Consider the following 24,101-nt stretch of genomic DNA (forward strand, 5'->3'; position numbering starts at 1 on the left):
CTTCGCTGTGAGTACCGACCCCCGTGTGAGCACCGAGACCGCCACGAGCACCACCGGCCGCATCGACTTCACCTTGATGTACGTCACCCATGACGCCTTCCGCCGCGACCTGTCCAAGCTGCGCCGGGCCGCCGCCGAGGGCCGTACCGACAGCCTCGGTGTCCAGGCCGGCTGGGCGAACTTCAAGCGCCAGCTGCACGTCCACCACACGTCCGAGGACGAGGCGCTGTGGCCGCGCGTCGAGGCGGCCAGTGCCGGCCGCGCTGACGCCGCCGAGATCCTGGCCGCGATGGCCGCCGAGCACGCGCGCCTGGACCCGCTGCTGGAAGCCGTGGACGCGGCCCTGGAGCGGCGCACCGCGGAGCCCGCCGAGCTGGCCGGCGTCGTCGCGGAGTTGGAGACCGCGCTCGGCGGTCACATGAAGCACGAGGAGGAGGCCGCGCTCCCGTTGATCCAGCAGGTCCTGGATCCCAAGGAATGGGCAGCGTTCGCCAAGGCGATCGCCCGCAAGCAGAAGCTGTCCGGCGCCGCGGCCTACGTCCCCTGGGTCATCGACGGGGCCGACGACGCGCAGCGGGCGGCCTTCTTCGGCGCCATGCCCGCGCCTGTCAAGGTCCTGAATCGTCTGTTCTGGAGCTCGCGTCATCACAAGCGCCATCCGTGGGTCTGAGGCATCCGTGGGTCTGAGGCATCCGTGGGTCTGGGGACGCCGCGCGCGCCACGGTGATCGACATCTCTTTGACGCCTGCCCCGCTCGGCTCTACGCTGCCCAAGCAAGGTACTGGGACAGGAAGCCGGTGAGAATCCGGCACGGTCGCGCCACTGTGAAACCCCTCCCTCGTCGGGCAGTCGAGGCAGCGGGATGAGTCAGACCCTCCCCAGTCGACCCGCTCCACTGATCAGGGACGCTGGATCCCGAAGGAGGGCTCACTGTGAGCACCATGCCCGTTTCCCCTGCCTCCACCTCTGTTCCCACCCCGCTGGTGGTCTCGGCCGCCAAGGCGCGGCTGTGGATGGGTGGCGCGCTGCTGTTCGGCCTGCTGGCGTACTACTTCATCGGCGTCGACCAGGGCGCGGTGTCGGTGTTCGGCAGCGACATGCACATCCACGAGTTCGTGCACGACGCCCGCCACCTGCTCGGCTACCCCTGCCACTGAGCACGGGGAACCAGAACCCTGATGGAGAGAATCCTCATCACGCGCGGCCTGCTGGCCGGCGCGCTGGCCGGCCTGGTCGCGTTCTGTTTCGCGCGGATCTTCGCCGAGCCGGTCATCGACAAGGCCATCGCCTACGAGAGCGGCCGTGACGCGGCCCAGGCGGCCCTGGACCGGGCCGCCGGGATCGCGGTCCCGGCCGACGGGCCGGACATCTTCAGCCGGACCGTGCAGAGCAACATCGGCATCGGCGTCGGCCTGATCGCCTTCGGTGCGGGCATGGGTGCCGTCTACGCGGTGGTGTACCTGCTGTGCCTGGGCCGGGTCGGCCGGATCCAACCGAAGGTGCTGGCCCTGCTGGTCGCCGGCGCCGGACTGGCCGGGATCTACCTGGTGCCCTACCTGAAGTACCCGGCCAACCCGCCGGCCATCGGGCACCCGGACACGATCAAACCCCGAGCCGCGCTGTACCTGACCATGGTGGTCTGCTCGGTGGCGTTCATCCTGGCCGCGACCTGGCTGGGCCGCCGCCTGGCCCCGCGCTTCGGGAACTGGAACGCCACCCTGCTGGCCGCGCTGGCCTTCGCCGCCGCGATCGGCATCGTGATGGCGATCCTGCCCTCCCTCGGCGAGCTGTCGGCGAACGTGCACCAGTACGGACACCACGCGACCGAGACCCCGCTCCCACTGCCCGACGCCAAGGGGAACATCGTGTACCCGGGCTTCCCGGCCGACGTGCTGTTCTCCTTCCGCTTCTATTCGATCTGCAACCAGGTCCTGCTGTGGGGCACGCTCGGGCTGGCCTTCGGGCCGATGGCCGAGCGCGTCCTGCGGCCGGCGATGCAGAGGGCTGAGGCATCGGGCGGCGCCGGCGTCACCGCGGCGGCGGTGTGACGGCAGCCCGCCACGGCGCGACGGCCCCGGCGGCGGTGAGCGAGGAGCTCGCCGCGCTGGGGCCGTTCTTCGCGGTGGGGTTTCATGGATCGCGAGCACCTGCACCGCAAGCACCCGCACGGCCAGCACCAGAACCACAAGCAGCCACTTCCTCCTGGCGCTCGATGAGCGAGCTGATCGATGGCTCGGGGGTTTTGGCCGACCGCATTGCAGCCGTCCGTGCCTTCCTCGCCGCCGGCACCGCGCAGCAGGATTCCGCGGTGGAGCTGCGGGTCGCGGCCTCGGTCGTGCACCTGGGCCTGGTCGCGCGGGTCCTGTCGCCGGTGCTCGCCCTGGCGGTGCTCCACCGGCGCGTCGGCCGGGTCCGCGCCGCCGATCTGCTGTGGCAGCCGACGCTCGGCAGCATGTTCCCGCTGTCCGTGCGCTCGGCGGCGCTCGATGGTGGCGAGGGGTTCGCAGAACCCGAATGTGTCGGCGAGTTCGGCGCGGCGGTCGCGCGCTTCGGCGTCAACGAGCACATCCTGCGCGGCAACGTCGCCTCGGCGCTGGCCGCCGCCGGCCGGACGCTCGCCGAGGCCCGTCCCGACCGGCGCGACGATGTCCGTGCCCTGATCGGCGGGCGGTTGGCCGGTGCCGGGGACTTCGAGCCGGACGGCAGCTTCCGCCGCCGCAGCTGCTGCCTCATCTACCGCGCCGCCCCGGACCGGCGGGGTGCCCTGTGCGGCGACTGCGCCCTGGCCCCGGTGCGTGGTCCAATGGATTCGTAGATCGCGACAGCGATCGTGACAGAGCTTGAGACAGAGCTTGAGACAGAGCTCGCGGCGGACGAGGAGCGGGACCATGCGCATCGCGGTGTCGGCGGACGAGGTGGCCGGGGTGGCCGAGCTGATCGGGCCGGAACTGGAGCGCCGCGGCCATTCGGTGCTGCTGTTCGGTGCGCTGGCGCCGGGGGAGCGCGCGGACTGGGCCTGGTCCTCGGAGGCCGCCGCGCGGGCCGTCGCCGAGGGACGCGCCGACCAGGCGGTGGTGGCGTGCTGGACCGGCGCCGGGGCCTCGATCGCGGCCACCAAGGTGGACGGCGTGCGGGCCGCGCTGTGCACGGACGCCGTGATGGCCGACGGGGCCCGCAAGTGGGCCGACGCCAACGCGCTGGCCCTGAGCCTGCGCCTCACCTCGCAGCCGCTGCTGATCGAGATGCTCGACGCGTGGTTCGCCGGCGAGCCGAGCGCCGATCCGGTGGACGCCGCGAACGTGGCGCACGTCGCCGCGATCGAGAGCTAGCCGTCGTGCCCCGGAGCTAGACACGGGGCCGATTCCCGCGATGAGAGCTGAAGAAAGTCGGCGACGGCCATCTCGGCCGTCGCCTCGCATCCGGTCCGATCGCACTCGCACATGAAGGTGCTGACAGCCGCCGCGAAACTGCCGGTCTCCGGCCGCGCGGCGTAGTCCGCGTACCGCTGCACCTCGGCGAGGTTGGCGTACCGCAGCAAAGCCCGCCGCTCCTGCGAGCTCGAAGCCGTCGGGCCCTGCGCCAGATCCGCCGCGAAGAACCCCTCCACGGCCTTGACGACCTCCGCGACCGACAAGCCGTCCACGACCACCTGCGGCGCCCCGGCGCGTGCCACCTCCTCGGCGATCACCGCCCCGAGCAGCACGTACAGCTCCGGCACCGGATCCGGCGCGTGCCGTCGCGCCAGCCGGAGCCGCTGCTGCTCCGGCGAGAGCGTCAGCCACAACGCGTGCCCGCCGGCCGGCACGATATCCGGCAGGATCTGCGTCCCCTCGGCGATGACCAGCGGCGAGGTCGGCAGTCCCCGCACGTCATCGACCGTCATCGGCCCGCGCTCCCGCTGCAACGCCATCGCCAGCCGCTCGCCTACCGGCCGGGTCGCACGTTCGGCGGGCGTCAGAGCATCGAACAGCAGTGCCGCCGGAACCCCCGCGCGGGCGGCACGCTCCCGATGCGCCCACGTGTACGTGTCCGACCGGTACCACCGCAGCCCCCACCGCCGCGCGATGATCCGGGCGACCGTGCTCTTGCCCGCGCCCGGAACCCCGCCGAGCCACAGCACCCCTGGCGAAGGGGTGCAGGCACCCCCTCCGCTTCCACATGCCTGCATGATCGAATCCGTCCCGCCGCGAGCCGATGCTGGTACCAGCCTTTCAAACCGGCGTGCATCGGACGCCGGAGGCACGTCCCAGGGGGAACATCATGCGGGCCACCAACTCCAGCTCCGGTACCGACACCGGTACAAGCACAAGCACGAGCACGAGCACCAGGGCCAAGGGCGTCGGCGTGGCGGCTCTCGCCGTCCTGGCCGTCACCGGCACCGTCCTCGGCCTCGGCCTGAACGGCACGGCCCAAACCGGTACCACGCCCGGCTCGTCCACCACGACCGGCGCCGGCACCCCGGCCGCCGACGGGCAGGCCGTCATCGCCGAGGCCGCCGGCTTCGTGCAGCCGGACACCTACGCCTTCAAGACCGTCGACGACACCGCCGACCCGACCTTCAACCAGCTGCTCGGCATCAACAGCCAGGGCGTCATCGCCGGGTACTTCGGCTCCGGCGCCGCCGGCCACCCGAACCAGGGCTACACCGTCCACGGCAACGCGTCCTCCTTCGCCAAGGAGGACTTCCCCGGCTCGGTGCAGACCCAGGTGACCGGGCTGAACGACCGCGGCGTGACCGTCGGCTTCTTCTCGCACGCGAACACCGCCAACCAGGTCAACGACAACGAGGGCTGGTACGCCCTGGACGGCCGGTTCCACCAGGTCGTCTTCCCGGCCTCCAGCACCGCCTCCCCGCCGGTGGAGCAGCTGCTCGGCGTCAACGACTCCGACATCGCAGTGGGCTTCTACAACGACGCCGCCGGAAACAGCCACGGCTTCCGCTACGACATCAACCGCCACACCTTCCACACCGTCGCCGTCTCCGGCGCCACCAGCACGACCGCCGCCGCCATCGACGCTCGCGGCGACGTCGCCGGCTTCTACACCGGTGCCAACGGCAACCAGAGCGGCTTCCTGCTCACCGCCTCCGGCAAGCTGACCCCGCTGAACTTCCCCGGCGCGACGATGACGCAGGCGCTCGGCGCCAACGACAAGGGCGAGGTCGTGGGCCTGTACCAGACCGGCAGCGGCGACACCGCGCAGACCCACGGCTTCACCTGGACCGCCAAGCAGGCCTATCTGACCGTCGACGACCCCAGTGGCGCCGGCGGCACCACCGTCAACGGCGTGAACGACGCCGGGACGCTGGTCGGCTTCTACGTCGACGCCCAAGGCAACACCGACGGCATGCTGGCCACGCCGCAGAAGACGACGACCACGCGCCACCTGTCGCTGAACCCGATGCCGCAGGGCTCGGTCACCCTCGGTACCGACCGCTCCGGGATGCTGGCCGCGCACGTGTCAGCCTTCGGATTCACCCCGGGCTCGCAGCACGCCGCCGAGGTCGTCGTCCCCGGCCGCGCCAAGCCGGTCGCCACCCTCGCCCCGCTGACCGCCGACGCCGCCGGCCGGATCGAGCAGACCGTGACGACCGCCGGCGCCGTCACGCGCCTGCCGTCCGGGAGCCGCTTCCAGATCCTGCTGGGCACCGGATCCGACGCGCTGTCCGCGCAGCCGATCGCGCAGAGCCGGACCCTGCCGCAGCGGCCCTCCGGAGACGACCCGATGCCGCTCCAGGGCGTGGACGTGAAGTCCGACACCCGGCTGAACGGCAGCGCCACGCTGGTGTTCGACTCCGCCACCCACCGGCTGACGGTCACCGTGGACGCCTCCGGCCTGACCCCCGGCGCCCACGCCGCGCACATCCACCTGGGCAGCTGCGCCAGCCAGGGCGGCGTGCAGTACATGCTGACGGACCTGCGGGCCGACTCGCGCGGCGACGTGGTGCACCAGACGCAGACCATCGACGACGTCGCCGCCATGCCCGCGCCCGGGACCGCTTACCTGAACGTGCACCTCGGCGACATGAACTCGATCCTGGCGAACGGCCGGCCGACCCCGGCCTTCCGTCCGCTGCTGTGCGGGAACATCTGATGATCGCCTGTGCAAGCCCGGGACGCCGCATCTCTGCGGCGTCCCGCCCGCGCGTGCGCCGGGGAACCTCAGAAGGCTCAGGTTTGGTTTCAGCAGCCCCAGCCCCAGCCCCAGCCTCAGTCCCAGCAGCCCCAGTCCCAGCGGCCACAGCCCCAGCAGCCTCAGCCCGACCGCGCGTCCAGCAGTTGCAGCACCGCCGCCACTCGCCGGTCCAACCCCTGGTCCGCTCCCAGCCCCAGTTTCGAGAACAGGGCATTGATGTGCTTCTGCACCGCGCGCTCGGTCAGGAACAGCGCCTCGGCGATCGCGGTGTTGCTCTTGCCCTGCGCCATCTGCTCCAGCACCTCCCGCTCGCGGTTGGTCAGCTCGGCCAGCGGCGAGCGGTCGTCGGCGCGGCGTTTGCGGTCGACCAGCGCCTCGACCAGGACCGGGTCCAGGGCCGAGCCGCCGGAGGCGACCTGCTGGAGCGAGCGCTCCAGTTCCGCGACGTCGCCGATGCGCTCCTTGAGCAGGTAGCCCGCGCCGGTGGCGCCGTCGCGCAGGAGTTCGTACGCGTACTGCGGATCGGCGTACTGGGTCAGCAGGACCACGCCGGTGCCGGGGTAGCGTGCGCGGATCACGGCCGCGGCCTTCAGGCCGTCGGTGCCGTTCTCCGGCGGCATGCGGATGTCGGTGAGCACCACGTCCGGCCGGTGCTCGGCGACGGCCGCCAGCAGTGCCTGCGCGTCGCCGACGGCCGCCACCAGCTCCACGCCGTCCAGCGCGTCGAGCAGCGCCGCCGTCCCGGCCCGCAAGAGGTAGTTGTCCTCGGCGAGGACGACCCGGATCGCCATGGTCTCCCCCTGGGTGGTCGTGTTCTCATGGCGTGGCACGGGGACCACTTCGGCGCCATGAGAACACGAGCAGGTGATGCGTGATGTCCGGCGGAACGACGCGGCCCGGTCCGGACCGGCGGTCGGCGGCCCTGCGCCTGGCGGAGTGGACCGCGGTCGCGGTCTTCGTCATCGCAGTATACGAAGTAATCGTCGCCGGCGGGGTGGCGCTGTGGCCCGACGCCGACGACGCCTGGATCCTGGCGCTGTGGGTGGCCGCGGCGGTGATCAGCGCCTCGGGGATGACGGCGGTGCGCGGGGCGGTGCGCTCGGTCTTCGTGCGGTTCCGGCCCTCGGCGGCGGGGCCCTACACGACCCTGGTGTCCTTCGCAGCGGGGGCGTCGGCGGAGCCGGTGGAGCAGATGCTGCCCCGCCTGGCCGAGCTGCTGGCGCGCGGGACCGGGGCCCGGCGGGCCGAGGTGTGGCTGGCCGACCGGGGCGGCGGATTCCGGCGGGCGTCGAGCTGGCAGAGCACACAGACAGCCGGGGCTGGGGAGACCGACAGGGTTGCCGATCTCGCCGCACTGCCGCAGGACCGCGAAGTACTGCCGGTCACCGACGCCGGCGAACTGCTCGGCGCCCTCACCGTCGCAGGCTTCGATGACGGCCCCTTCACGCCGCGCGACCTGCTCCTGGCCTCCAACGTCGCCAACGCCGCGGGCCTGCTGCTGCGCACGGCCGACCTCGAAGCGCGCCTGATCGACCGGGTCCGCGCCGAATCCGAGCAGGCCGAGATCCTGCGCGCATCCCGCCGCCGCGTCGTCGCCGCGCGCGACGCGGCGCGCGAGCAGATCGGCCGGCAGATCCGGTCAGAGGTCTGCGATCCGCTGGAAACGCTGATCGGGCGGATGGCGGGGCTGCACGAGGAGATCGCCGGGATGCGGGACGAGCTGCCGTCGATGATCGCCGAGGCCGAGACCGTCATCACCCGGTTCCGCCGGGTGGTGCGCGGCGTGTACCCGTCGGTTCTGGCCGACCACGGTTTGCAGGCCGCCCTGGGCAACCTGCTGGAGACCGTCGAGCGTCCCACAGCACTGGACGCCGAGGATCTGCCCCGGTGCCCGGCGCGGATCGAGGCCTGCGTCTACTTCTGCCTCGCGACCATGGTGCGCGGCTGGCCGGACGGCGATGAGCGGCTGCGGATAGCCGTGACGGCGGTGCAGGACCGGTTGCGCGTCACGCTGACAGATCCGCAGGCCTCTGACATGGCCGACGTCGCCACAACGGCCGTGTTGGAAGCGGCCGGGGACCGGATCGCGGCCCTGGACGGCACGCTGACGGCCACCACCGAATCCGACGGCCTCCACCTCGTGATCGACGTCCCCGCGACGGAGCCGGAATGAGCCCCGCGACGCCAGTGACACCCGGGACGCCTGCCTCGGCCGCGACGTCCGCGAAACCCGCCAGGGCCGCGACACCCGCCTCGGCCGCACCGCGTCGGCTGTTCGCCGAGACCGCCTGGTACCTCCTGGCCACGGCATACATCCTGTTCGTCCTCGGCTGGCTCGCCGTCGGCCTGCTGTGCGCGGTGGCGGCGCACGACTCGACACTGCATCAGTGGGCTGTCACGGCCGCCGCCGGCCGGCACGGCCGCACCGACAGGGCCGTCGGCCGTGGCCTGATCGCCGGGATCGGGCACAGCACGTCGCTCGCCGGCACCGTCCTGGACTACACCTTCAGCGCCGTGAACCTGGTCACGGCCGGGCTGCTGGTGGTGCTGGGCCGGCGCGACCGGACCGTGCGGCTGTTCGCGATCGGGATGGTCGGGGCCTCCGGCGCGTTCAACCTCCAGGCGCACGCCTCGATCGAGGCCATGGCATCCGCGTGGGGCGTCCGGATCGGCTGGTGGCACTCGGCGCTGCTGCACGGCGTCGGGGGAGTGGCCTATGTGGCGGCCCTGCTGATTTTTCCGGACGGCCGGATGCCGTGGCGGGGGAGTCGGCCCATCAGGGCTCTGGCAGCGGTTGTCGTCGCCGGCACCCTGGCATTGCTGGCCGTCTCGACGGCCGACTACCCGCACACCGTCACCTTCGTGCTCTTCTTCGGCGTCCTGACGCCCGTCGCCGGGATCGCCGCGCAGCGATGGCGGCTGACCCACGCCGTGGACGCCGAACAACGCCAGCAGTCCCGGGTCCTGCTGTGGGCGCTGGGACTGTCCTTCGGCGTCGCCGCCGTTCTGGCCGGCGCGGCGACGGCGGCCCGCTTCGTCGACGCGCCGGGCCTGGCCGGCATCGCCTCCCGGACCACCGCGTTCTGGATCTTCCGCGCGGTCTTCACGGCGCTGCCGATCGCGGTGCTGGCCGGCGTCCTGAGGTTCCGGCTGTGGGACGCCGAGCGAGTCTTCAACAAAACCCTGATCTACGGGTCCCTGGTCGCCCTCAGCGGGGCGGGCTGGGTCTTCGGCGTCGTGCGCGTCGACGCGCTGTTCGGCCTGTCGAACGACTGGACCGCGCCGCCGCAGCTGGTCGGGATGGGACTGCTCGCGCTGGCCGTGCAGCCGGTGCGGATCGGCCTGCAGAAGCTGGCCGACCGCCTGGTCTACGGGCGGCGGACGCCACCCTACGAGGTGCTGGCCGCGATATCGGCGATGTCGCAGCTCAGCGGTCCGGCTGATCAGACACTGCGCGCCTTGGCCCGGACCGTCGCCGAAGGACTGTCCGCGCCGTCGGCGGCCATCGCGGTCACCGTCTCCGACCGTGAGCGGGTCCACTACGGCTGGCCTCAGGACATCGCAGAGTCCGGAGACCACCAGTGGACGCCGCTGGAGTACCAGGGCGAAGCCGTCGGCGCGATCGGCATCCCCTCGGACGCCCACCGCTCGCTGGCCCCTGACCGCCGCCGCCTCCTCGCCGACGTGGCTCCGGCCGCAGGCGTCATCGTCCACAACGCCCGGCTCACCATCGACCTCGAACACCGGCTGCGCCGCATCGAGGCGCTGTCGGTCCGGGTGCGCGCCTCGCGCCGGCGCATCGTCGCCGCACAGGACGGCGAACGCCGCGAACTGGAACGCGATCTGCACGACGGCGCGCAGCCCGAGCTCACCGCCGTCCGCCTGGCCCTGGGCCTGCTCGCGCACGCCGCCCGGCGCGGCGGTGAGGCCGATCCCGAAGCCGTGCGCGCCGCAGCCGGCCGCGCGGTCGCGCAGACCGAGGCCGCGCTGGCCGGGCTGCACCGGACGATGCGCGGCCTGGACCCGCGCACCCTCGGGCAGGAGGGCCTGGTCGCCGCGCTGCGCGAACGGGCCGAGAACCTCGACTGCACGACCCGGTTCGAGTTCCCCGAGTTCGTGGCCGCCCTGAGGTTCGAACGCTCCATCGAGGCCGCCGTGTACTACTGCTGCTCCGAGGCGATGCAGAACGCCGCCAAGCACTGCCCCGGAACCGAGGTCGTGGTCTCGCTCAGCGTCCAACCCGGCATCAGCCCGGGAGATGGCCAGGGAGATGGCCCGGCAGATGGCCCCGGAGATGGATCGGGGGGGAGGCCCGGAGCCGGAACCGGAGGTCGAACCGAGCGCCGATTGGCTTTCGCCGTCACGGATTCCGGTCCCGGCTTCGACGTGGACGCCGCCTACGAGCAGGAACCCGGCGGCCTGGTGAACATGGCCGACCGGATCGCCGCGGCCGGGGGAGAGGTGCGGATCACGTCGGTCCCGGAGTCCGGGACGACGGTCATGGGCTGGGTACCGTGCCCATAGCATGAGGTATGAAGATCAACCGGCTGTCCCGCAGCACCGGCGTCTCACACCATCCGTTCCCGTTCGACCCGGCCTACGGTCTGGACCTCGACGGTCTGCTGCGGGTCGGCGCGCCCGACAACGCGCCGGAGGACTTCGCCGAGTTCTGGCAGGGCTTGTACCGGCGCGCGCTGGCGACTCCGGTCGAACCACGGCTCGGAGCCAGGACCGGGGCCACCGCCGACGGGCTGGACGTCTTCGAGGTCTCCTTCACCTCGCTGGACGGCGTGCGGATCGGCGGGTGGGTGGTGGCTCCGGCCGACGGGGCCGTCGAGCGCGGGTTCGTCGTGGGCCACGGCTACGGCGGCCGTGACGCGCCGGACCCGCGGCTGCCCGCGCCACGCGCGGCCGGGATCTACTTCGTGGCGCGGGGACTGCCGACCAAGACCCTGCTGCCCGGCGTTCCGTCGGAGGCGGCCGGGCACGTGCTGCACGGTGTCGAATCCCGCGACGCCTCCATCATCGGGGGCTGCGTCGCGGACATCTGGTGCGCGGCGACCGCCCTGACCGAGCTGTTCCCGGGCGCCGCGCGGCGGCTGGACTACAGCGGCGTCAGCTTCGGCGGCGGGACCGGGGCGCTGGCGCTGCCGTGGGACGAGCGGTTCACGGCGGCGCATCTGGTGGTCCCCACCTTCGGCAACCACCCGCTGCGCGTGACGCTGGAGTGCGTCGGCAGCGGCGCGGCCGTGCGCGAGCGTTACCTTCAGGATCCTCGGGTGCTTGAGGTGCTGGCCTACTTCGACGCCGCGACCGCCGCGCGCCACGTGCGGATCCCGGTCCAGGCCGTGCCCGCGCTGTTCGACCCTTCGGTGCCGCCGCCCGGCCAGTTCGCGGTGGTGAACTCGCTGGCCGGCCCGGTGGACGCGCGGGTCGCGACCGCGGGGCACTTCATGGACTATCCCGAGTTCGAGCAGGAGATGCGGGGGCTGGACCGCGCGATGAGGGAGTTCTTCGCCGAGTAGGCGTGCCGGCCCGGCCGCTCAGGAATGCGGCCCGAGGCCGCCGTCACCACGAACTCCCGGCCAAAGCCTCCCGCAGCTGCGGCATCACCACGTCGACCTGTGCCAGTGCCCCGATATGGTCGTGCCCGGCCAGTTCGATCACCTCGAACCCGAGGTCGCGCAGCCGGGGTTCGTCGGCGTGGTCGTGGCGGGCGATGGCGGCGCCGCCGGCGTGGTGGGACATGCGGCACTCCGGTTCGCAGTCCTGGCTGCCGTACCAGAGGATCTTCGGGCCCGGCAGGGCGGCCAGCGCGGCCCGGTCGTCGCGCGCGGCCCACTGGCGGAACATCAGGCGGCCCAGGTGGTGGTCTCCGGCCTGGTCCGGCAGGCCGGCCTGGACCAGCGCGGCGCGGGCGCCCTCCTCGAAGCCGAGCCAGTAGTCGAAGTCCGCCAGCAGCGGGAAGCCGCCGACCAGCAGCCCGCGGGTGCGGTCGCTGAGCGGGGCCAGGAAGCCGGCCAGCGCGGCCATCCCGGAGTAGCCGGCCAGGACGAAGCCGTCCAGCCCGGCCGCGTCGGCGACCGCGTGCAGGTCCGCGACCTCCATGCGGGTCGGGTACTCGGTGAAGTCAGGACCCTGCCACGCGCCGCCGGCACCGGCGCCGGGCTCGTCCTCGGTCTCCCCGACGACCCGCCGCGGCTTGTAGCGCACCACCCGGTACGTCTCGGCCAGCGCCGCCCCCAGCGCCGCGAACTCGCCCCGGTGCCGCACCGGGAACACGATCCCGGCGGCGTCGTGCGGCCCGGACGCCTCGTACCACAGGGTGTAGCCGTCATTCGTCTCGATCAGCGCCATCGCGCCCTCCCGGTTCCCCGCCCCTCGCCCGGCCAGGGCGAATCGAACCCCTGTTTCATATCACTGCTGCGCTCAACGCACAGAGCAAGTATCTGAGCCGGACGCTCAGCGAAGGGAACCGGGTGGCGATAGATGTTACGGAACAGTATTATCCATTTCCGTGAAGACCGAATCCGTGAAGACCGAATCCGTACCACCGGCACCCTCGGCTCTCCTCGCCCTCCAGCGCGCCACCCACGCGACCCTGCAGACGCTGGCGACCGAACTGGTCGACCTGGACCTCACCCCGTCGGAGACCAACGCCCTGGCCAACCTCGCCGACGGCCGCGGCCGCACCGTCTCCGAACTCGGCGCCGCTATCGGCAGCAAGCCGACCACCCTGACCGGCGTCCTGGACCGCCTGGAGCGCCGCGGCCACATCACCCGCGGCACCCTGGCCGGCGACCGCCGCTCGGTGCTGATCGAGCTGACCCCCTCGGGCCGCACGACCGCCGAGGCCGTGCTGGGCACCATCACCGATCTGGAGCGGCGCGCGCTGGGGGATCTGGGCCCTGAGAAGGTCGCGGCGTTCCACGAGGTGCTGCGCGCGCTGACGGAGGCCTCGCGATGAGCTTCCAGGCCCTGTTCGCCGAGGTCACCGCCGGGAACCAGCACTTCGGGCACCGGCAGCACGTCCACCTGACCTGGCTCGCGGTGCGGCGCCACGGCACCGAGGAGGCGATCGCCGTGGTCAGCGACGGGATACGCCAGACGGCCCGCTACGCCGGGGCGCCGCAGAAGTACCACGCGACCGTCAGCCGCGCGTGGGTGGAAGCGGTCGGCCACCACGCCGCCGAGCGCCCGGGTGAGGACTTCCCAGCGTTCGCCGACGCGAACCCGGCCTTGCTGGACAAGCGATTGCTGTCCCGCTTCTACTCGTCGGCGCTGCTGGCCTCGGCGCCGGCGCGCACCGGCTGGGTCGAACCGGACCGGGAACCCTTCCCGTAGCAGACAAAAGTCCCGCCGCCGATGAGGTCCATCGACGGCGGGACCGGGACTGCTTAGCGGATCAGAACCCGCATACCGGCCTCAGCGGTAACCGAGGGTGTTCAGCGCCTTGTCGATCGCCGGCGCGGCCGCGTCGATGCCGAAGCCGCCGTTGAGCACCAGCGCGCCGAAGGCGATGTCGTCCTTCTTGTCGAAGACGATCATCCAGCTGTCGGTCTTGCCGGTCTTCGGGGTGTCGCCGGACTCCGCGGAGCCGGTCTTGCCGGCCAGGTCGGAGGTGCCGGGGAACTTGCCGTAGGCGGTGCCCTCGCCGGAGTAGATGACGCCCTTCATCAGGGTCGTGAGCTGGCTGTCCACGTTCGCCGGCAGCGCGGTGGCGCTGATCTGCGGGGTGCCGGGCACCAGGATCGGCTGCTTGAAGGAGCCGTTCGCCACCGTGGCCGCGACCGAGGCCATGGTCAGCGGGGACATCGTGATGTTGCCCTGGCCGAAGGCGTCGCGGGCGAACAGGCCCTGGCCGTCGGCCGGCGGGACCTGCTGGTCGCCGCCGGTGCCGTAGGTGGCCGGGCCCAGGCCCAGGTCCCACTTCTGGTCCATGCCGAAGTAGTTCTTGGCCTCGGTCGACAGCGCGCTGTAGTCGCTGCCGAGTTTGCCGTCCAGGGCCAGGTGCACGAACGCGGTGTTGCAGGACTGCTCGAAGGCGTCGATCAGGTGCGCGTTCTGGATCCCGTTGCGAAGGCTCGAGTCGTTGTTGATGACCTGGCCCTCGACCGTGGCGTTGGGGCTGCAGTTCACCGGCTGGCTGGTCTGCAGGCCCTGCTGGAGCGCCAGCGCCGTGGTGATCACCTTGAACGTGGAGCCCGGGGCGCGGGCGGCCTTGTACGCCAGCGAGGGGAAGCCCGTGTCGTTGCTGGCCATGCCCAGGATGTAGCCGGTGTCGGGCTGGATCGCGACCATGCCGGAGTTCGGGTAGGCCTTCAGCGCGTTCTCGATCGCGGACTGCACGTTCGGGTCGATCGTGGTCTTGACCGACACCGTGGATCCGGAGTTCGTGCCGAGCGGGAAGACCCCCGAGTGCGGGTCCTGGGCGCCGGACTTGGGGTCGACGAACTCCACGGTCAGCTGCGTGGGCGTGGTGCCCGCCGGGACGTGGGTGGACAGCGCGTTGACGGCCCCGGACAGCGTCGGGTGCTTCGAGGTGTCGATCGTGGTGCCCTTGGAGTCGGTCACCGTCTGCTTCGGCGGCACCGCCTTCAGCAGGTCGGTCCCGCCGAGCTGCGGGTTGATGACCGCCGAGGACCAGTGCACCACCGGCGCGCCCGAGGGGCCGGCGACCAGGTCCATGCTCGAGTCGTAGGTCCAGACCAGGTTGTTGCCGAAGTCGGCGGCGACCTTGAAGCCGAACTTGGCCAGCGTCGCGGCGCCGGAGGAGGAAGCGGTCGAGCCGCCCGTCGCCGGTGCCGTGGAGCCGGACGCCGTGGACGTCGGGGAGCCCGCGTCCGTCCCCGACGAGGCGTTCTCCTGCGATCCCAGGGTCAGCGTCAGCGTCTTCGGGGTCAGCGAGCCCATCACGGCCGACAGCCGGGCCGAGGCGTCCTTGGCGTCGTCGGTGAGTGCGGCGGCTCCGTTGAAGTCGCTCGTTCCCCACGCGGTCAGGAAAGCCTGGGCCACGCTCTGCGGGGAGGCCTGCGGCGAGGAACTGGTGGTCGCGGCCGCGCCGCCCTGGGCGCCGGACGACGACTTGGACTTGCCGCTGCTGCCGAACAGCCCGCAGCCGCTGGTGGTCAGCAGGGCCGCGGCTGTCATGCCGCATGCCGTCATCCGTACCGCCGTGATTCGCCGCCCCGTCATACGTCCACTCCCCAGTTGCATCGGCTTGCCCGCCCGAAGGCGGTAGCGGCCAAATTACACTGTCGGGGCTTTCCGATCCGATCCAGGGGCGTTTCTTTGTTCGACTTGTCAAGCCTGGAAGGGTCCGGCGGCGGATGGGCCGCCCGCGACCGGACCCGGGTACCTCAACTCGTGCGGATGACGTCCATGAAGGCGGACACCGAGAATTCGGCGTTCCCGGCGCCGGGCCGGCCGTAGCCGGGCGGGACCGGCAGCGCGTACTTCTCGAACGTGTCGCGCCAGGCCAGGAGCAGCTTCACGAAGTACTCCAGCGACGGGCCCTTCTGCCGGCCCAGGTTGCTGGTCGGCTCCGGGCACCAGGTGGTGAACCGCGGCATCACGCCGTGGCTCATGAAGAAGTCCAGGCCCTCGGTCGTGGAGGCGATCGCCTTGTCGACGTCGGTGAAGCCGTGCGGCTCGGCCATCTCCACGCCGCCGACGAAGTTCGGGATGACGTTGGTGGCGCCGAAGACGTCGGCGGAGTCCAGGATGCGCTTGACCCACTCGTCGCGGCCGACGTAGCGGTCCTTGCCCGGGCAGATCCAGTTGAACATCTCGGCGTCCCACACCTCGTAGTTCGGGTGGTAGACGCGGTAGCCGGACTCGAAGAGCATCTTCACCTCGTCCAGCGGCAGCGCCTGGACCACGGCCTTGGGGATCCAGCGGCCGGCGAAGCGGGACTCGATGGCCTCGGCGAAGCGCGCGTAGAACTCGCCCTCGCGCATGCCGTCCAGCTTCTTGGTGATCGAGCCGCCGGTGACCGTGTAGGCCTTGGTGACGGTGTCGTACTGGTTGATCAGCGACATCGCCTCGACGATGTCGTCGATCTCCTTGACCGCCGTGTACTCCCGGCCGTTGGCCCGCTGCTGCCGGAAGTTCTCGTTCAGGTCGCAGAAGCGGCACTCCTCGTCCCGGCCCCAGTACTGGCACAGCCGGTAGACAGTGAGGTACACCAGGTAGCCCCACTCGATGGCCGGCGCGATCTCGCTGATCTTCTTGCCCGAGGACAGGGTGTGCTCGTAGTAGCCCGGGATCGGCGGGAACTCCAGGTCGGCCAGGAACACCCCCTCGCAGCTCAGCCCGAGCTTGCCCTCGTGCAGTCCGACCACATAGGGGCTGTCCGGCGCGACCCGCGTGGAGACCACGGTCCGCCGCAGGTCATAGGGGCCGCCGGTCATCCGGATCTCCTCCGGCGCCCGGAACTGCGCGTGTTGGGCCATCTCCGCCACCGGCACCAGGTCGAAGGTGAAGATGAAGTAGTCCTTGGGTTTGTAACCGCTGGCCACCCTGAGCGCGTCAGGGCTGAAGGCCAGGCCCTGCCGCAGGATGTCCTGCTTGATAATGGCCTCGACCGGGAGATCCGGGAACTCCCCCATCATGCGTTCCAGCTCGCGTGTCGTCGCCCCGTCCGCTGTGACAGCGTCCATTCTGGACCTCGCTTCCGCCTATTCCGGATAAGGTCTTGAATATCTCATGGGTTACAAGCCGGCACCGGGAGTGGGGGGCTCAGCTGGCGATGCGGGCATGAGTCGCGACGGCTTGTGCAGGGCTGGGAACAGCAGTTGTGCACATTCCGTGTGGATCGCCTGTCGGCAGTGCACTGAGCTTGCTCAAGCACCGCGGGCGCGGGTCAGCGTGATTGCGCGGCGGCTTCGGTGGTGGCATCGGTGACAGCTCCGATGACAGCTTCGGTGATGGCGTCCCGGACCGGTCGCGGCGCCGACTCCAGCAACGCCGGCAGATCCGAACCCGCGGCCTCGGCGCGGCCCGCGATGACGTTCGAGAACAGCGACAGCGCGTGCCCGATCTGGTACGGCTCCGGTCCGCTGCCCTCCAGCGCGGCCCGCGTCTCGGCGAGGGAGGCGGCACGGTAGGCGACCGGCCGGCCGAGCACCTCGGCGAGGATCCGTGCGAGGTCCTCGCCGCCGACCGCCGTGTCCCCTTCGAGCTCGTACACGCGGCCGGCGTGCCGGCTCGCCCGGCCGGCGGCCAGGTCGCGGTCCGATTCGGCGGCCACCCGCACCGCGGCGTCGGCCAGGTCCTGCTTGGCCACCACCGACAGCCGGCCCTGCCCGAACGGCGCTGCGAACTCCCCGGTCGCCGCGGCCTGCGCGACCCCGGCCGCCGCGAGCCCGACGGGCACCTCGGTGTACAGGCCGTTGCGCAGCATGGTCGTGGTGAACGGCCCGGCGGCGAAGCGGTCCTCGCTCCAGCGGTGCGGCACGGCGATGGTCATCGACTCGCCGGAGGCCGCCAGGCTCGTGTAGATCAGATGCCTGACACCGGCGGCCGCCGCCGCGTCGGCCACCGCGCCGTGGCGGGCCAGGACGACGTCGTCCTCGGCGTACCCGGCCGACACCACCAGCAGGACGTCCACGCCGTCGAACGCGGCCGGCAGCGAAGCCGGGTCGTCGAAGTCGACGCGGCGTGCGGCGGCGCCGTCTCCGGAACGGGTGCCGGCGACCGCCTTCACATCATCGAGGCCTGACAGGCCCGCCAGGATCAGGCTGCCGAGGCTGCCGGATACCCCGGTCACGAGAATCATCACAAACCTCCATAAGAGTGCTGATGGTCTCCGAAGTGGACGACAACCAGACTCCGCCGGCCGCGCCGGCCGCAGAAGAAGGCACTTTCGAAGCACCGGGGCACACGGCGGTAACCGTCCAGGCCCGGCCGCCGGGGCCGGTCGCCCATGTGACTCAGGTCGCATCCCAGGTCTCATTCCGGAGCTCATCCCGGAATAGCTTCGCGCCCCGCGACGTCGTCACCGGCGTGACGGATACGAACAGCTGGGCCCTGCCCGCGATCGAGACCGACGAGCACGGGCCCTGCGGCGACGACGACTGCGGCATCCGCGACGTCCTGGACCGCCTCGGCGACCGCTGGTCGGTGCTGGTGGTCGTGGAGCTCGCGAAGGGCGTCCGCCGCTTCGGCGCGCTCAAGGCCGCCATCCCCGGCATCTCCCAGCGCATGCTGACCGTCACGGCCAAGCGCCTGATCCGCGACGGACTGGTCGAGCGCACGGTCTACCCCACGATCCCGCCGCAGACCGACTACCGCCTCACCCCGATGGGGGAGAGCTTCGCCCAGACCGTCGCCCACCTGGCCGACTGGTCGCGGCGGCACAAGGAAGCCGTCGCGGTGGCGCGGCTGCGGTTCGACCTGGACCACCCCGGAGAGCTGTAGCCGGCCGGGCATATCCCCTGCCACCAGGCCATACTGGGACACGTGTCCACCACCGACTGGGTGCTGCACGTCGACCTCGACCAGTTCATCGCCGCGGTCGAGGTCGCCCGGCGGCCCGAACTGCGCGGCCGGCCGGTCGTGGTCGGCGGCCAGGGCGACCCGACGCGGCGCGGCGTGGTGGCGACCGCGTCGTACGAGGCGCGCGAGTACGGCGTCCACTCCGGCATGCCGATGCGCACCGCCGCGAAGAAGTGCCCCGACTGCGTCTTCCTGCCGGCCGACCGGGCCGCGTACGAGAAGGTCTCCGAACGCGTCATGGCCACCCTGCGCGAGTTCCCGGTCGTGGTCGAGGTGATGGGCTGGGACGAGGCCTTCCTCGGCGCGCGCACCGAGGACCCCGAGGCGCTGGCCGCCGACGTCCGCGAAGCCGTGCTCGGCGAGACCGGCCTGTCCTGCTCCGTGGGCATCGGCGACAACAAGCTGCGCGCCAAGACCGCCACCGGGTTCGCCAAGCCGGCCGGCGTCCACCGGCTCACCCGCGAGAACTGGGCCGCCGTGATGGGCGACCGCCCCACCGACGCGCTGTGGGGCATCGGGTCGCGCACCGGCAAGAAGCTCGCCGGACTCGGCCTGCACACCGTCGCCGACCTGGCCCGCGCCGACCGGGCGATGCTCGCCGATCACTTCGGCCCGAAGATGGGCCCCTACTTCTGGCTGCTGGCCCAGGGCGCCGGCGACACCGAGGTGACCGGCACCCCGCACGTGGCCAAGGGCCGCAGCCGCGAGGTCACCTTCCAGGAGAACCTCAGCGACACGGCCGAGCTCGCCGCCCAGGTGCGGCTGCTGGCCCGGCATGTGGCGCAGGACGTCGCCGACGAGGGCCGGCCGGCGACGCGTGTCGGGCTGAAGATCCGGTACGCGCCGTTCGTCACCAAGACCCGCAGCATCACGCTGCCGGCGCCCACGGCCGACGCCGGGGAGATCGAGCGCGCGGCGCTGGAGGTGTTCGCGCTGCTGGAGCTGGACCGGCCGGTGCGGCTGCTGGGGGTGCGGGTGGAGCTTTCGGAGGAGGACTCGGAGTCGGCACCGGAGGTAGAGCCGGAGGTCATACCGGAGGTAGAACCGGAGGTAGGGCCGGAGGTAGGACCGGAGGTCGAACCAAGCGCTGAAACCGTTGCGGACACTCAATCCGCACCGTCATGAGGCCTCGGCCGGATCCACATGCTTGGCCCGGCTCGGGGCCACCCGCGGCGGCTCGTTCGGCTGCTTGGGATAGACCGGCGGCCACGGCGCGTCCATCAAGCCGTTCGCCATGTCCTGCTTCGACATCTCCAGCAGCGGCTCCAGGGACTGCGGCTGCGCGTTGTACTCGGCCCAGGGGTCGCCGCGCTCGGCGACCCGGTCCGGGACGGTGGCGATGGTCAGCTCGTCGGGGACGACCGTCAACAGCTCGTCCCAGAAGATCGGTGTCGACACCTGCGCGCCCACCCGCGGCCGGACGCACCACGCGCCGAACACCGTCTTGTGCGGCGCGTTCTGGTTGAAGTCCACGAACACCCGAGCACCCCGTTCCTCCTTCCACCACTGCGCGGTGATCTGCTCCGGATACCGGCGTTCCATTTCCCGGGCCAGCGCGACGGCGGCCGCGCGGACCTCGTAGCCGTCCCAGCGGTGCTGGAGGCTGACGTAGATGTGCAGCCCGCGCGATCCCGAGGTCTTCACGTACGCCTCGATGCCCAGCTCGGCCAGCAGTTGCCGGGTGAGCACGGCGGCGTGCCGGACCTCGGGGTAGCCGACCCCGGGGGAGGGGTCCAGGTCGATGCGCAGCTCGTCGGTGATCTCCGGCTCCGAGGCGCGGATCGGCCAGACGTGGAAGCCCAGGCAGCCCAGGTTCACGCCCCAGATGATGTGCGCCATGTCGGCCGCGACCAGCGCGTCGCTGGTGGTGCCGTTGGGCGTGGAGACCTCCATGGTGGTCAGCCACGGCGGCGCGGTCTTCGGGACCCGCTTCTGGAACCACGACTTGCCGCCGGCGCCGTCCGGATAGCGCTCCAGCAGCAGCGGCCGGTCCTTCAGGGTGTTCATGATGGGCCCGGAGACCGCGAGGTAGTACCGGACGAGGTCCATCTTGGTCTCGCCGCGCTTGCTGAAGTAGACCTTCTCCGGGTGGGACACCGCGACCTCGGTGTCGTCGATGTCGAGGATGGTCTCCTTGCTCATGCGCCACCGCCCTTCGCGCCGTCCGTCGCGCCGTCCGTCGCGCTGTCCGTCGCGCCGCCCTGCGCCGCCGGGCCGAACACCTTGGCCAGCTCGGCCGGCGCCACCTGCTCCAGCTGCGCGTACGTGCACGACTCCGGCGTCCGGTCCGGCCGGAAGCGGACCAGGCGGCCGCCGTGCCGGAAACGGCCGGACAGCAGGTGCTCGTACCGGACCTCCGCGACCAGCTCCGGCCGCAGCGGCTCCCAGGCCAGGTCCTTGTCGGCGGACCAGCGGCTGCGGGCGCCGGGCATGCGGTGGCCGTCGGCGCGCTCCTGGGCCTCGGCCTCGGCCCAGCCGCGCCAGGGATGGCCGTCCAGGGCGTTCTCGCGCAACGGTTCCAGCTCCCCGACCAGCTCCCGGCGCCGTGCGGCGGTGAAGCTGCTGGCCACGCCGACGTGGTGCAGGACGCCCTCGTCGTCGAACAGGCCGAGCAGCAGCGAGCCGACGCCTTCGCCGTCCTTGTGCCAGCGGAAGCCCGCCACGACGCAGTCGGCGGTGCGCTCGTGCTTCACCTTGAGCATGACCCGCTTGTTCTGCTCGTACGGCAGGTCCAGGGGCTTGGCCATGACCCCGTCGAAGCCCGCGCCCTCGAAGCGGGTGAACCAGTCCTGCGCGACGTCCGCGTCCTGGGTCAGCGGCGTCAGGATCACCCGGCCGTTCCCCGCCGGCAGCGCTTCGGCCAGCGCCCGGCGGCGCTCGTGGAACGGCTCGCCGCTCAGGTCCCGGTCCCCGAGCGCCAGCAGGTCGAAGGCGACGAAGCTGGCCGGCGTCTCGGCCGCGAGCTTGCGGACCCGGGAGGCGGCCGGGTGCAGGCGGTTCTGGAGCGTGTCGAAGTCCAGGCCGTCGCCGGTGACCACGACGATCTCCCCGTCCACCACGCAGCGCTCCGGCAGCGCGTCCGCCAGCAGCTCGACGAGCTCGGGGAAGTACCGGGTCAACGGCCGGTCGTTGCGCGAACCCAGCTCCACCTCGGCCCCGTCCCGGAACACGACGCACCGGAACCCGTCCCACTTCGGCTCGTAGGCCAGCCCCGGCGAGCGGGGCACCTCGCGCACGGCGGTGGCCAGCATCGGCCGCACCGGCGGCATGACCGGGAGATCCACTTCTCGACCGTAAGACGGCGGCCCGCCCTCGGCACTCTGGCAGCGGCGAACGGGCGTCGGCGATCAGGAAGTGGCGAACAGGAAGTGGCGATCAGGAAGTGGCGAACAGGAAGTGGCGACAAGGTGGTGGCCAACAGGCGGCGGCATACCATCGGGCCATGGACGCCGAACAGCTGCGCGACTTCTACGCCCGGAGCGTACGCGGCCGGGAGACCGCCGACCGCGAGTTCGCCGAGCGCACGCACGGCTGGCACTTCGAGCTGCTCCCGGAAGCGGCGCAGTGGGCTGACGAGCACGCCGCGGGGGAGCGCTGGTCCTCGGGCGGGACCGCGGTGGTCGAACTCGCGGACGCGGCGGGCGTGATCGGCAAGCCGGAACCGGGCCGCATCGGCAGCGCCTACTCGCACCGCGACCCGATGACCGAGCAGACCACGGCGACCGGCTTCGGCTTCTGGCCGCGGGCCGCCGATGCGCTCGTCGTGCACGCGGGGCGTGCGGTCCCTGTGGAGGCCCTGGAAGCGCCGGCGGAGCGGGGCGACGGGGCCGCGGTGCTGGCGATGCTGCGGCTGGTGGTCGAGTCGTTCGCGACGGTGCGCGCCTTCAGCGATCCGCCGGGGACGCCGCGATCGTGACGACGGATCGGTGCGGGCGGAGCTGATCGGGGTTCAGGCGGAGCTGATCGGTTCGGGCGGAGCTGATCGACTCGGCCGGATCCCCGAAGACCGGTCTCAGCCCTCGAATCCGCCGTCGGCGAGCAGCTTGTCGATCCGCGTCCGGTGCGCCGCCTCCCACTCGTCCAGCGTCTCGGCCTCGTCCTTGGCCAGCTTCGCGCGCGCCGCCGCGAACACCTCGTCGCGGCGGGCCACGGGCACCACCACGATGCCCTCCTCGTCGGCGACCACGATGTCGCCGGCGTGCACGTTCACGCCGCCGCAGTGCACTGTCACGTTGTGCGGCTTGATGACGGCCTTCGCTCCCGGGATCGGGATCACGCCGCGGGCGAACACCGGGAAGCCGGCTTCGCGGGCCTCGGCCAGGTCGCGGATCACGCCGTCGATCACGAAGCCGGCGATGCCCCGGCGCTGCGCCACCGCCATCACGTTGCCGCCGGCCACCGCGTAGTCCAGGTCGCCGCCGGTGTCCACGACGATGACCGAGCCCGGTTCGGCGCGGTAGATCGCCGCGTGGACCATGAGGTTGTCCCCGGGCGGGCAGCGGACGGTGAACGCCGGGCCGGCCAGGCGCGCGGCCGCGCTCGTCACGGTCAGCGCGCGGATGCCGGTGTCCATGACGTTCTCGCGGGTGAGGACGTCGGCCAGGGTGGTGGTGGGTACGTCGGCGAAGGTGTCCATGGTGTTGTGATCGTAGGCGACACGGCCGGTCGGCGAGTGGTTCAGCGGGTGGTTCAGCGGCGTGGCGGGCGGCGCCGGTTCCGGCCCCGGTTCTGGTCCCCGCCCCGGCTGGAGCCGCGGTGAGCGGCGACCACCGAGAAGCCGACGAGCGCCATGATGATCACGAGGTATATTACGGCGCCGAGGGCCGGATGCCCGGCAGCCGTCGGGGGCAAAGCGGCGGGCATCAGCGTCCTCTTCGTCGGTGGCCTGATATGCCGATAGCCGGTCGGGATCGGAGTACGCGCCGATCCGGGTCTCGGTTTTCGGAACCCTGCGTGATCGACCGGTTGCGCAAACGTTTGAGTGGACCTTCCACAGTCGGGCACAATGGATCGAGAAACCCAGGCAGGCAGGAACCCGGGCCGCGGCCCGGACGAGATGCGAGGAGGTGACATGCGCCGCAGACAAGAGTCCCGCAGCGGGGACGACGCCGTTTCCGACGACGGGGCCCCCAGCCCACGCCTCCTCCAGGACGCGGCCGCCACCTTCGGCATGCTGGCGGCCACCACGCGGCTGCACATCGTGTGGCTGCTGGCCCGGGCGGAGCAGGACGTGACCGCGCTGGCCGAGGCCACCGGAAGCAACGTCGCCGCGGTGAGCCAGCACCTGGCCAAGCTGAAGCTGGCCGGCCTGGTCAGTGCGCGCCGCGAGGGCCGCCGCCAGGTCTACGTGGTCGACGACCCGCACGTGGTCGCCATCGTCCGGCAGATGCTGGACCACCACGCCGAGATGGCCGACGGCAAGGCCTCCGCGACCGGAAGGCCCGCCCAGACGGCCTAGCCATCGAGCG

General features: G+C 71.8%; 25 protein-coding genes and 1 riboswitch. Of the genes, 15 read left to right on the top strand and 10 right to left on the bottom strand.

The genetic code is table 11. The features are described 5' to 3' along the window. Positions 1-25 precede the first annotated feature (25 nt). The 5 genes from ABIA35_RS24380 (at position 26) to ABIA35_RS24400 (ending at position 3,329) form a co-directional block, all read left to right on the top strand. On the top strand, positions 26-670 hold the full coding sequence (locus ABIA35_RS24380) for a hemerythrin domain-containing protein (protein ID WP_370359441.1): 645 nt from the start codon (positions 26-28) through the stop codon (positions 668-670). 119 nt (positions 671-789) lie between these two features. Beyond that, positions 790-873, top strand: a riboswitch (cobalamin riboswitch). Between the two features lie 68 nt (positions 874-941). After that, entirely contained in the window at positions 942-1,157 is a 216-nt protein-coding gene (locus tag ABIA35_RS24385) for a CbtB-domain containing protein (protein ID WP_370343037.1), read from the top strand. Between the two features lie 21 nt (positions 1,158-1,178). Then, positions 1,179-2,048, top strand: coding sequence for a CbtA family protein (locus ABIA35_RS24390; RefSeq protein WP_370359442.1), 870 nt, complete (start codon positions 1,179-1,181; stop codon positions 2,046-2,048). 164 nt (positions 2,049-2,212) lie between these two features. Beyond that, positions 2,213-2,815, top strand: coding sequence for a hypothetical protein (locus tag ABIA35_RS24395; protein ID WP_370359443.1), 603 nt, complete (start codon positions 2,213-2,215; stop codon positions 2,813-2,815). A gap of 73 nt (positions 2,816-2,888) precedes the next feature. Next, on the top strand, positions 2,889-3,329 hold the full coding sequence (locus tag ABIA35_RS24400; protein ID WP_370359444.1) for an RpiB/LacA/LacB family sugar-phosphate isomerase: 441 nt from the start codon (positions 2,889-2,891) through the stop codon (positions 3,327-3,329). Here the strand turns inward: ABIA35_RS24400 and ABIA35_RS24405 are convergent. Beyond that, a complete protein-coding gene (locus ABIA35_RS24405) occupies positions 3,326-4,168 on the bottom strand; it encodes a hypothetical protein (RefSeq protein ID WP_370359445.1) in 843 nt (280 codons plus the stop codon). The two genes, ABIA35_RS24400 and ABIA35_RS24405, sit on opposite strands and share 4 nt — an antisense overlap. 92 nt (positions 4,169-4,260) lie before the next feature. Here ABIA35_RS24405 and ABIA35_RS24410 point away from each other — a divergent pair, with 92 nt between their 5' ends. Continuing rightward, a complete protein-coding gene (locus ABIA35_RS24410; RefSeq protein WP_370359446.1) occupies positions 4,261-6,093 on the top strand; it encodes a CHRD domain-containing protein in 1,833 nt (610 codons plus the stop codon). 161 nt (positions 6,094-6,254) lie between these two features. Here ABIA35_RS24410 and ABIA35_RS24415 read toward each other — a convergent pair whose 3' ends face one another. Next, positions 6,255-6,965: a response regulator gene (locus ABIA35_RS24415; RefSeq protein ID WP_370359447.1), complete on the bottom strand. Its 711-nt coding sequence runs from the start codon at positions 6,963-6,965 to the stop codon at positions 6,255-6,257. A gap of 44 nt (positions 6,966-7,009) precedes the next feature. On the opposite strand from ABIA35_RS24415, the gene ABIA35_RS24420 reads away from it, so the two are divergent. From ABIA35_RS24420 to ABIA35_RS24430, 3 genes are read left to right on the top strand one after another with little or no spacing between them, the layout of a single operon-like run. Beyond that, on the top strand, positions 7,010-8,308 hold the full coding sequence (locus ABIA35_RS24420; RefSeq protein WP_370359448.1) for a hypothetical protein: 1,299 nt from the start codon (positions 7,010-7,012) through the stop codon (positions 8,306-8,308). Next, entirely contained in the window at positions 8,305-10,659 is a 2,355-nt protein-coding gene (locus ABIA35_RS24425; RefSeq protein ID WP_370359449.1) for a sensor histidine kinase, read from the top strand. The genes ABIA35_RS24420 and ABIA35_RS24425 overlap by 4 nt, the downstream gene beginning before the upstream one ends. 8 nt (positions 10,660-10,667) lie before the next feature. Continuing rightward, positions 10,668-11,660: an acetylxylan esterase gene (locus ABIA35_RS24430; RefSeq protein ID WP_370359450.1), complete on the top strand. Its 993-nt coding sequence runs from the start codon at positions 10,668-10,670 to the stop codon at positions 11,658-11,660. A gap of 43 nt (positions 11,661-11,703) precedes the next feature. Here the strand turns inward: ABIA35_RS24430 and ABIA35_RS24435 are convergent, their stop codons facing one another. After that, on the bottom strand, positions 11,704-12,492 hold the full coding sequence (locus ABIA35_RS24435) for an alpha/beta fold hydrolase (RefSeq protein WP_370359451.1): 789 nt from the start codon (positions 12,490-12,492) through the stop codon (positions 11,704-11,706). Between the two features lie 160 nt (positions 12,493-12,652). Between ABIA35_RS24435 and ABIA35_RS24440 the strand changes: the two genes are divergently transcribed. Then, positions 12,653-13,102 carry a MarR family winged helix-turn-helix transcriptional regulator gene (locus ABIA35_RS24440; protein ID WP_370342862.1) on the top strand — a complete coding sequence of 150 codons (450 nt, stop codon included), beginning with the start codon at positions 12,653-12,655 and terminating at the stop codon, positions 13,100-13,102. After that, positions 13,099-13,479: a hypothetical protein gene (locus ABIA35_RS24445; RefSeq protein WP_370359452.1), complete on the top strand. Its 381-nt coding sequence runs from the start codon at positions 13,099-13,101 to the stop codon at positions 13,477-13,479. The genes ABIA35_RS24440 and ABIA35_RS24445 overlap by 4 nt, the downstream gene beginning before the upstream one ends. Positions 13,480-13,560: 81 nt before the next feature. Here ABIA35_RS24445 and ABIA35_RS24450 read toward each other — a convergent pair whose 3' ends face one another. From ABIA35_RS24450 to ABIA35_RS24460, 3 genes are all read right to left on the bottom strand, one after another. Then, positions 13,561-15,285, bottom strand: a complete 1,725-nt coding sequence (locus tag ABIA35_RS24450) for a penicillin-binding transpeptidase domain-containing protein (protein ID WP_370359453.1) — start codon at positions 15,283-15,285, stop codon at positions 13,561-13,563. Between the two features lie 209 nt (positions 15,286-15,494). Then, entirely contained in the window at positions 15,495-16,796 is a 1,302-nt protein-coding gene (locus ABIA35_RS24455) for a radical SAM protein (protein ID WP_370342867.1), read from the bottom strand. A 203-nt stretch (positions 16,797-16,999) separates the two neighbouring features. Then, positions 17,000-17,914, bottom strand: coding sequence for an NmrA family NAD(P)-binding protein (locus ABIA35_RS24460; RefSeq protein ID WP_370359454.1), 915 nt, complete (start codon positions 17,912-17,914; stop codon positions 17,000-17,002). A 227-nt stretch (positions 17,915-18,141) separates the two neighbouring features. Between ABIA35_RS24460 and ABIA35_RS24465 the strand changes: the two genes are divergently transcribed. After that, positions 18,142-18,555: a winged helix-turn-helix transcriptional regulator gene (locus ABIA35_RS24465; protein ID WP_370342871.1), complete on the top strand. Its 414-nt coding sequence runs from the start codon at positions 18,142-18,144 to the stop codon at positions 18,553-18,555. Between the two features lie 42 nt (positions 18,556-18,597). Continuing rightward, a complete protein-coding gene (locus tag ABIA35_RS24470) occupies positions 18,598-19,758 on the top strand; it encodes a DNA polymerase IV (RefSeq protein ID WP_370359455.1) in 1,161 nt (386 codons plus the stop codon). On the opposite strand, the gene ligD is transcribed toward ABIA35_RS24470, so the two are convergent. Further along, positions 19,753-20,775 carry a non-homologous end-joining DNA ligase gene (ligD, locus tag ABIA35_RS24475; RefSeq protein WP_370342875.1) on the bottom strand — a complete coding sequence of 341 codons (1,023 nt, stop codon included), beginning with the start codon at positions 20,773-20,775 and terminating at the stop codon, positions 19,753-19,755. The two genes, ABIA35_RS24470 and ligD, sit on opposite strands and share 6 nt — an antisense overlap. Next, positions 20,772-21,917 carry an ATP-dependent DNA ligase gene (locus ABIA35_RS24480; RefSeq protein ID WP_370359456.1) on the bottom strand — a complete coding sequence of 382 codons (1,146 nt, stop codon included), beginning with the start codon at positions 21,915-21,917 and terminating at the stop codon, positions 20,772-20,774. The genes ligD and ABIA35_RS24480 overlap by 4 nt, the downstream gene beginning before the upstream one ends. A 158-nt stretch (positions 21,918-22,075) precedes the next feature. Between ABIA35_RS24480 and ABIA35_RS24485 the strand changes: the two genes are divergently transcribed. Beyond that, positions 22,076-22,549, top strand: a complete 474-nt coding sequence (locus ABIA35_RS24485; protein WP_370359457.1) for a hypothetical protein — start codon at positions 22,076-22,078, stop codon at positions 22,547-22,549. Between the two features lie 96 nt (positions 22,550-22,645). Here the strand turns inward: ABIA35_RS24485 and ABIA35_RS24490 are convergent, their stop codons facing one another. Both ABIA35_RS24490 and ABIA35_RS24495 read right to left on the bottom strand, forming a co-directional pair. Next, complete coding sequence (locus tag ABIA35_RS24490; protein ID WP_370359458.1) at positions 22,646-23,269, bottom strand: RraA family protein; 624 nt, start codon at positions 23,267-23,269, stop codon at positions 22,646-22,648. 53 nt (positions 23,270-23,322) lie between these two features. Next, positions 23,323-23,496, bottom strand: coding sequence for a hypothetical protein (locus ABIA35_RS24495; RefSeq protein WP_370359460.1), 174 nt, complete (start codon positions 23,494-23,496; stop codon positions 23,323-23,325). 208 nt (positions 23,497-23,704) lie between these two features. Between ABIA35_RS24495 and ABIA35_RS24500 the strand changes: the two genes are divergently transcribed. Beyond that, positions 23,705-24,091: an ArsR/SmtB family transcription factor gene (locus ABIA35_RS24500; RefSeq protein WP_370342883.1), complete on the top strand. Its 387-nt coding sequence runs from the start codon at positions 23,705-23,707 to the stop codon at positions 24,089-24,091. The last annotated feature ends 10 nt before the right edge of the window (positions 24,092-24,101 follow it).

Origin of the sequence: Catenulispora sp. MAP12-49, from assembly GCF_041262705.1 — a bacterium.
GTDB lineage: Bacteria > Actinomycetota > Actinomycetes > Streptomycetales > Catenulisporaceae > Catenulispora.

Coding starts and splice junctions, on each gene's coding strand:
- ABIA35_RS24385 (WP_370343037.1), top strand. CDS start 942: ATGCCCGTTTCCCCTGCCTCCACCTCTGTTCCCACCCCGCTGGTGGTC.
- ABIA35_RS24390 (WP_370359442.1), top strand. CDS start 1,179: ATGGAGAGAATCCTCATCACGCGCGGCCTGCTGGCCGGCGCGCTGGCC.
- ABIA35_RS24395 (WP_370359443.1), top strand. CDS start 2,213: ATGAGCGAGCTGATCGATGGCTCGGGGGTTTTGGCCGACCGCATTGCA.
- ABIA35_RS24400 (WP_370359444.1), top strand. CDS start 2,889: ATGCGCATCGCGGTGTCGGCGGACGAGGTGGCCGGGGTGGCCGAGCTG.
- ABIA35_RS24405 (WP_370359445.1), bottom strand. CDS start 4,168: ATGCAGGCATGTGGAAGCGGAGGGGGTGCCTGCACCCCTTCGCCAGGG.
- ABIA35_RS24410 (WP_370359446.1), top strand. CDS start 4,261: ATGCGGGCCACCAACTCCAGCTCCGGTACCGACACCGGTACAAGCACA.
- ABIA35_RS24420 (WP_370359448.1), top strand. CDS start 7,010: ATGTCCGGCGGAACGACGCGGCCCGGTCCGGACCGGCGGTCGGCGGCC.
- ABIA35_RS24425 (WP_370359449.1), top strand. CDS start 8,305: ATGAGCCCCGCGACGCCAGTGACACCCGGGACGCCTGCCTCGGCCGCG.
- ABIA35_RS24430 (WP_370359450.1), top strand. CDS start 10,668: ATGAAGATCAACCGGCTGTCCCGCAGCACCGGCGTCTCACACCATCCG.
- ABIA35_RS24435 (WP_370359451.1), bottom strand. CDS start 12,492: ATGGCGCTGATCGAGACGAATGACGGCTACACCCTGTGGTACGAGGCG.
- ABIA35_RS24445 (WP_370359452.1), top strand. CDS start 13,099: ATGAGCTTCCAGGCCCTGTTCGCCGAGGTCACCGCCGGGAACCAGCAC.
- ABIA35_RS24450 (WP_370359453.1), bottom strand. CDS start 15,285: ATGACAGCCGCGGCCCTGCTGACCACCAGCGGCTGCGGGCTGTTCGGC.
- ABIA35_RS24455 (WP_370342867.1), bottom strand. CDS start 16,796: ATGGACGCTGTCACAGCGGACGGGGCGACGACACGCGAGCTGGAACGC.
- ABIA35_RS24460 (WP_370359454.1), bottom strand. CDS start 17,914: ATGATTCTCGTGACCGGGGTATCCGGCAGCCTCGGCAGCCTGATCCTG.
- ligD (WP_370342875.1), bottom strand. CDS start 20,775: ATGAGCAAGGAGACCATCCTCGACATCGACGACACCGAGGTCGCGGTG.
- ABIA35_RS24485 (WP_370359457.1), top strand. CDS start 22,076: ATGGACGCCGAACAGCTGCGCGACTTCTACGCCCGGAGCGTACGCGGC.
- ABIA35_RS24490 (WP_370359458.1), bottom strand. CDS start 23,269: ATGGACACCTTCGCCGACGTACCCACCACCACCCTGGCCGACGTCCTC.
- ABIA35_RS24495 (WP_370359460.1), bottom strand. CDS start 23,496: ATGCCCGCCGCTTTGCCCCCGACGGCTGCCGGGCATCCGGCCCTCGGC.
- ABIA35_RS24500 (WP_370342883.1), top strand. CDS start 23,705: ATGCGCCGCAGACAAGAGTCCCGCAGCGGGGACGACGCCGTTTCCGAC.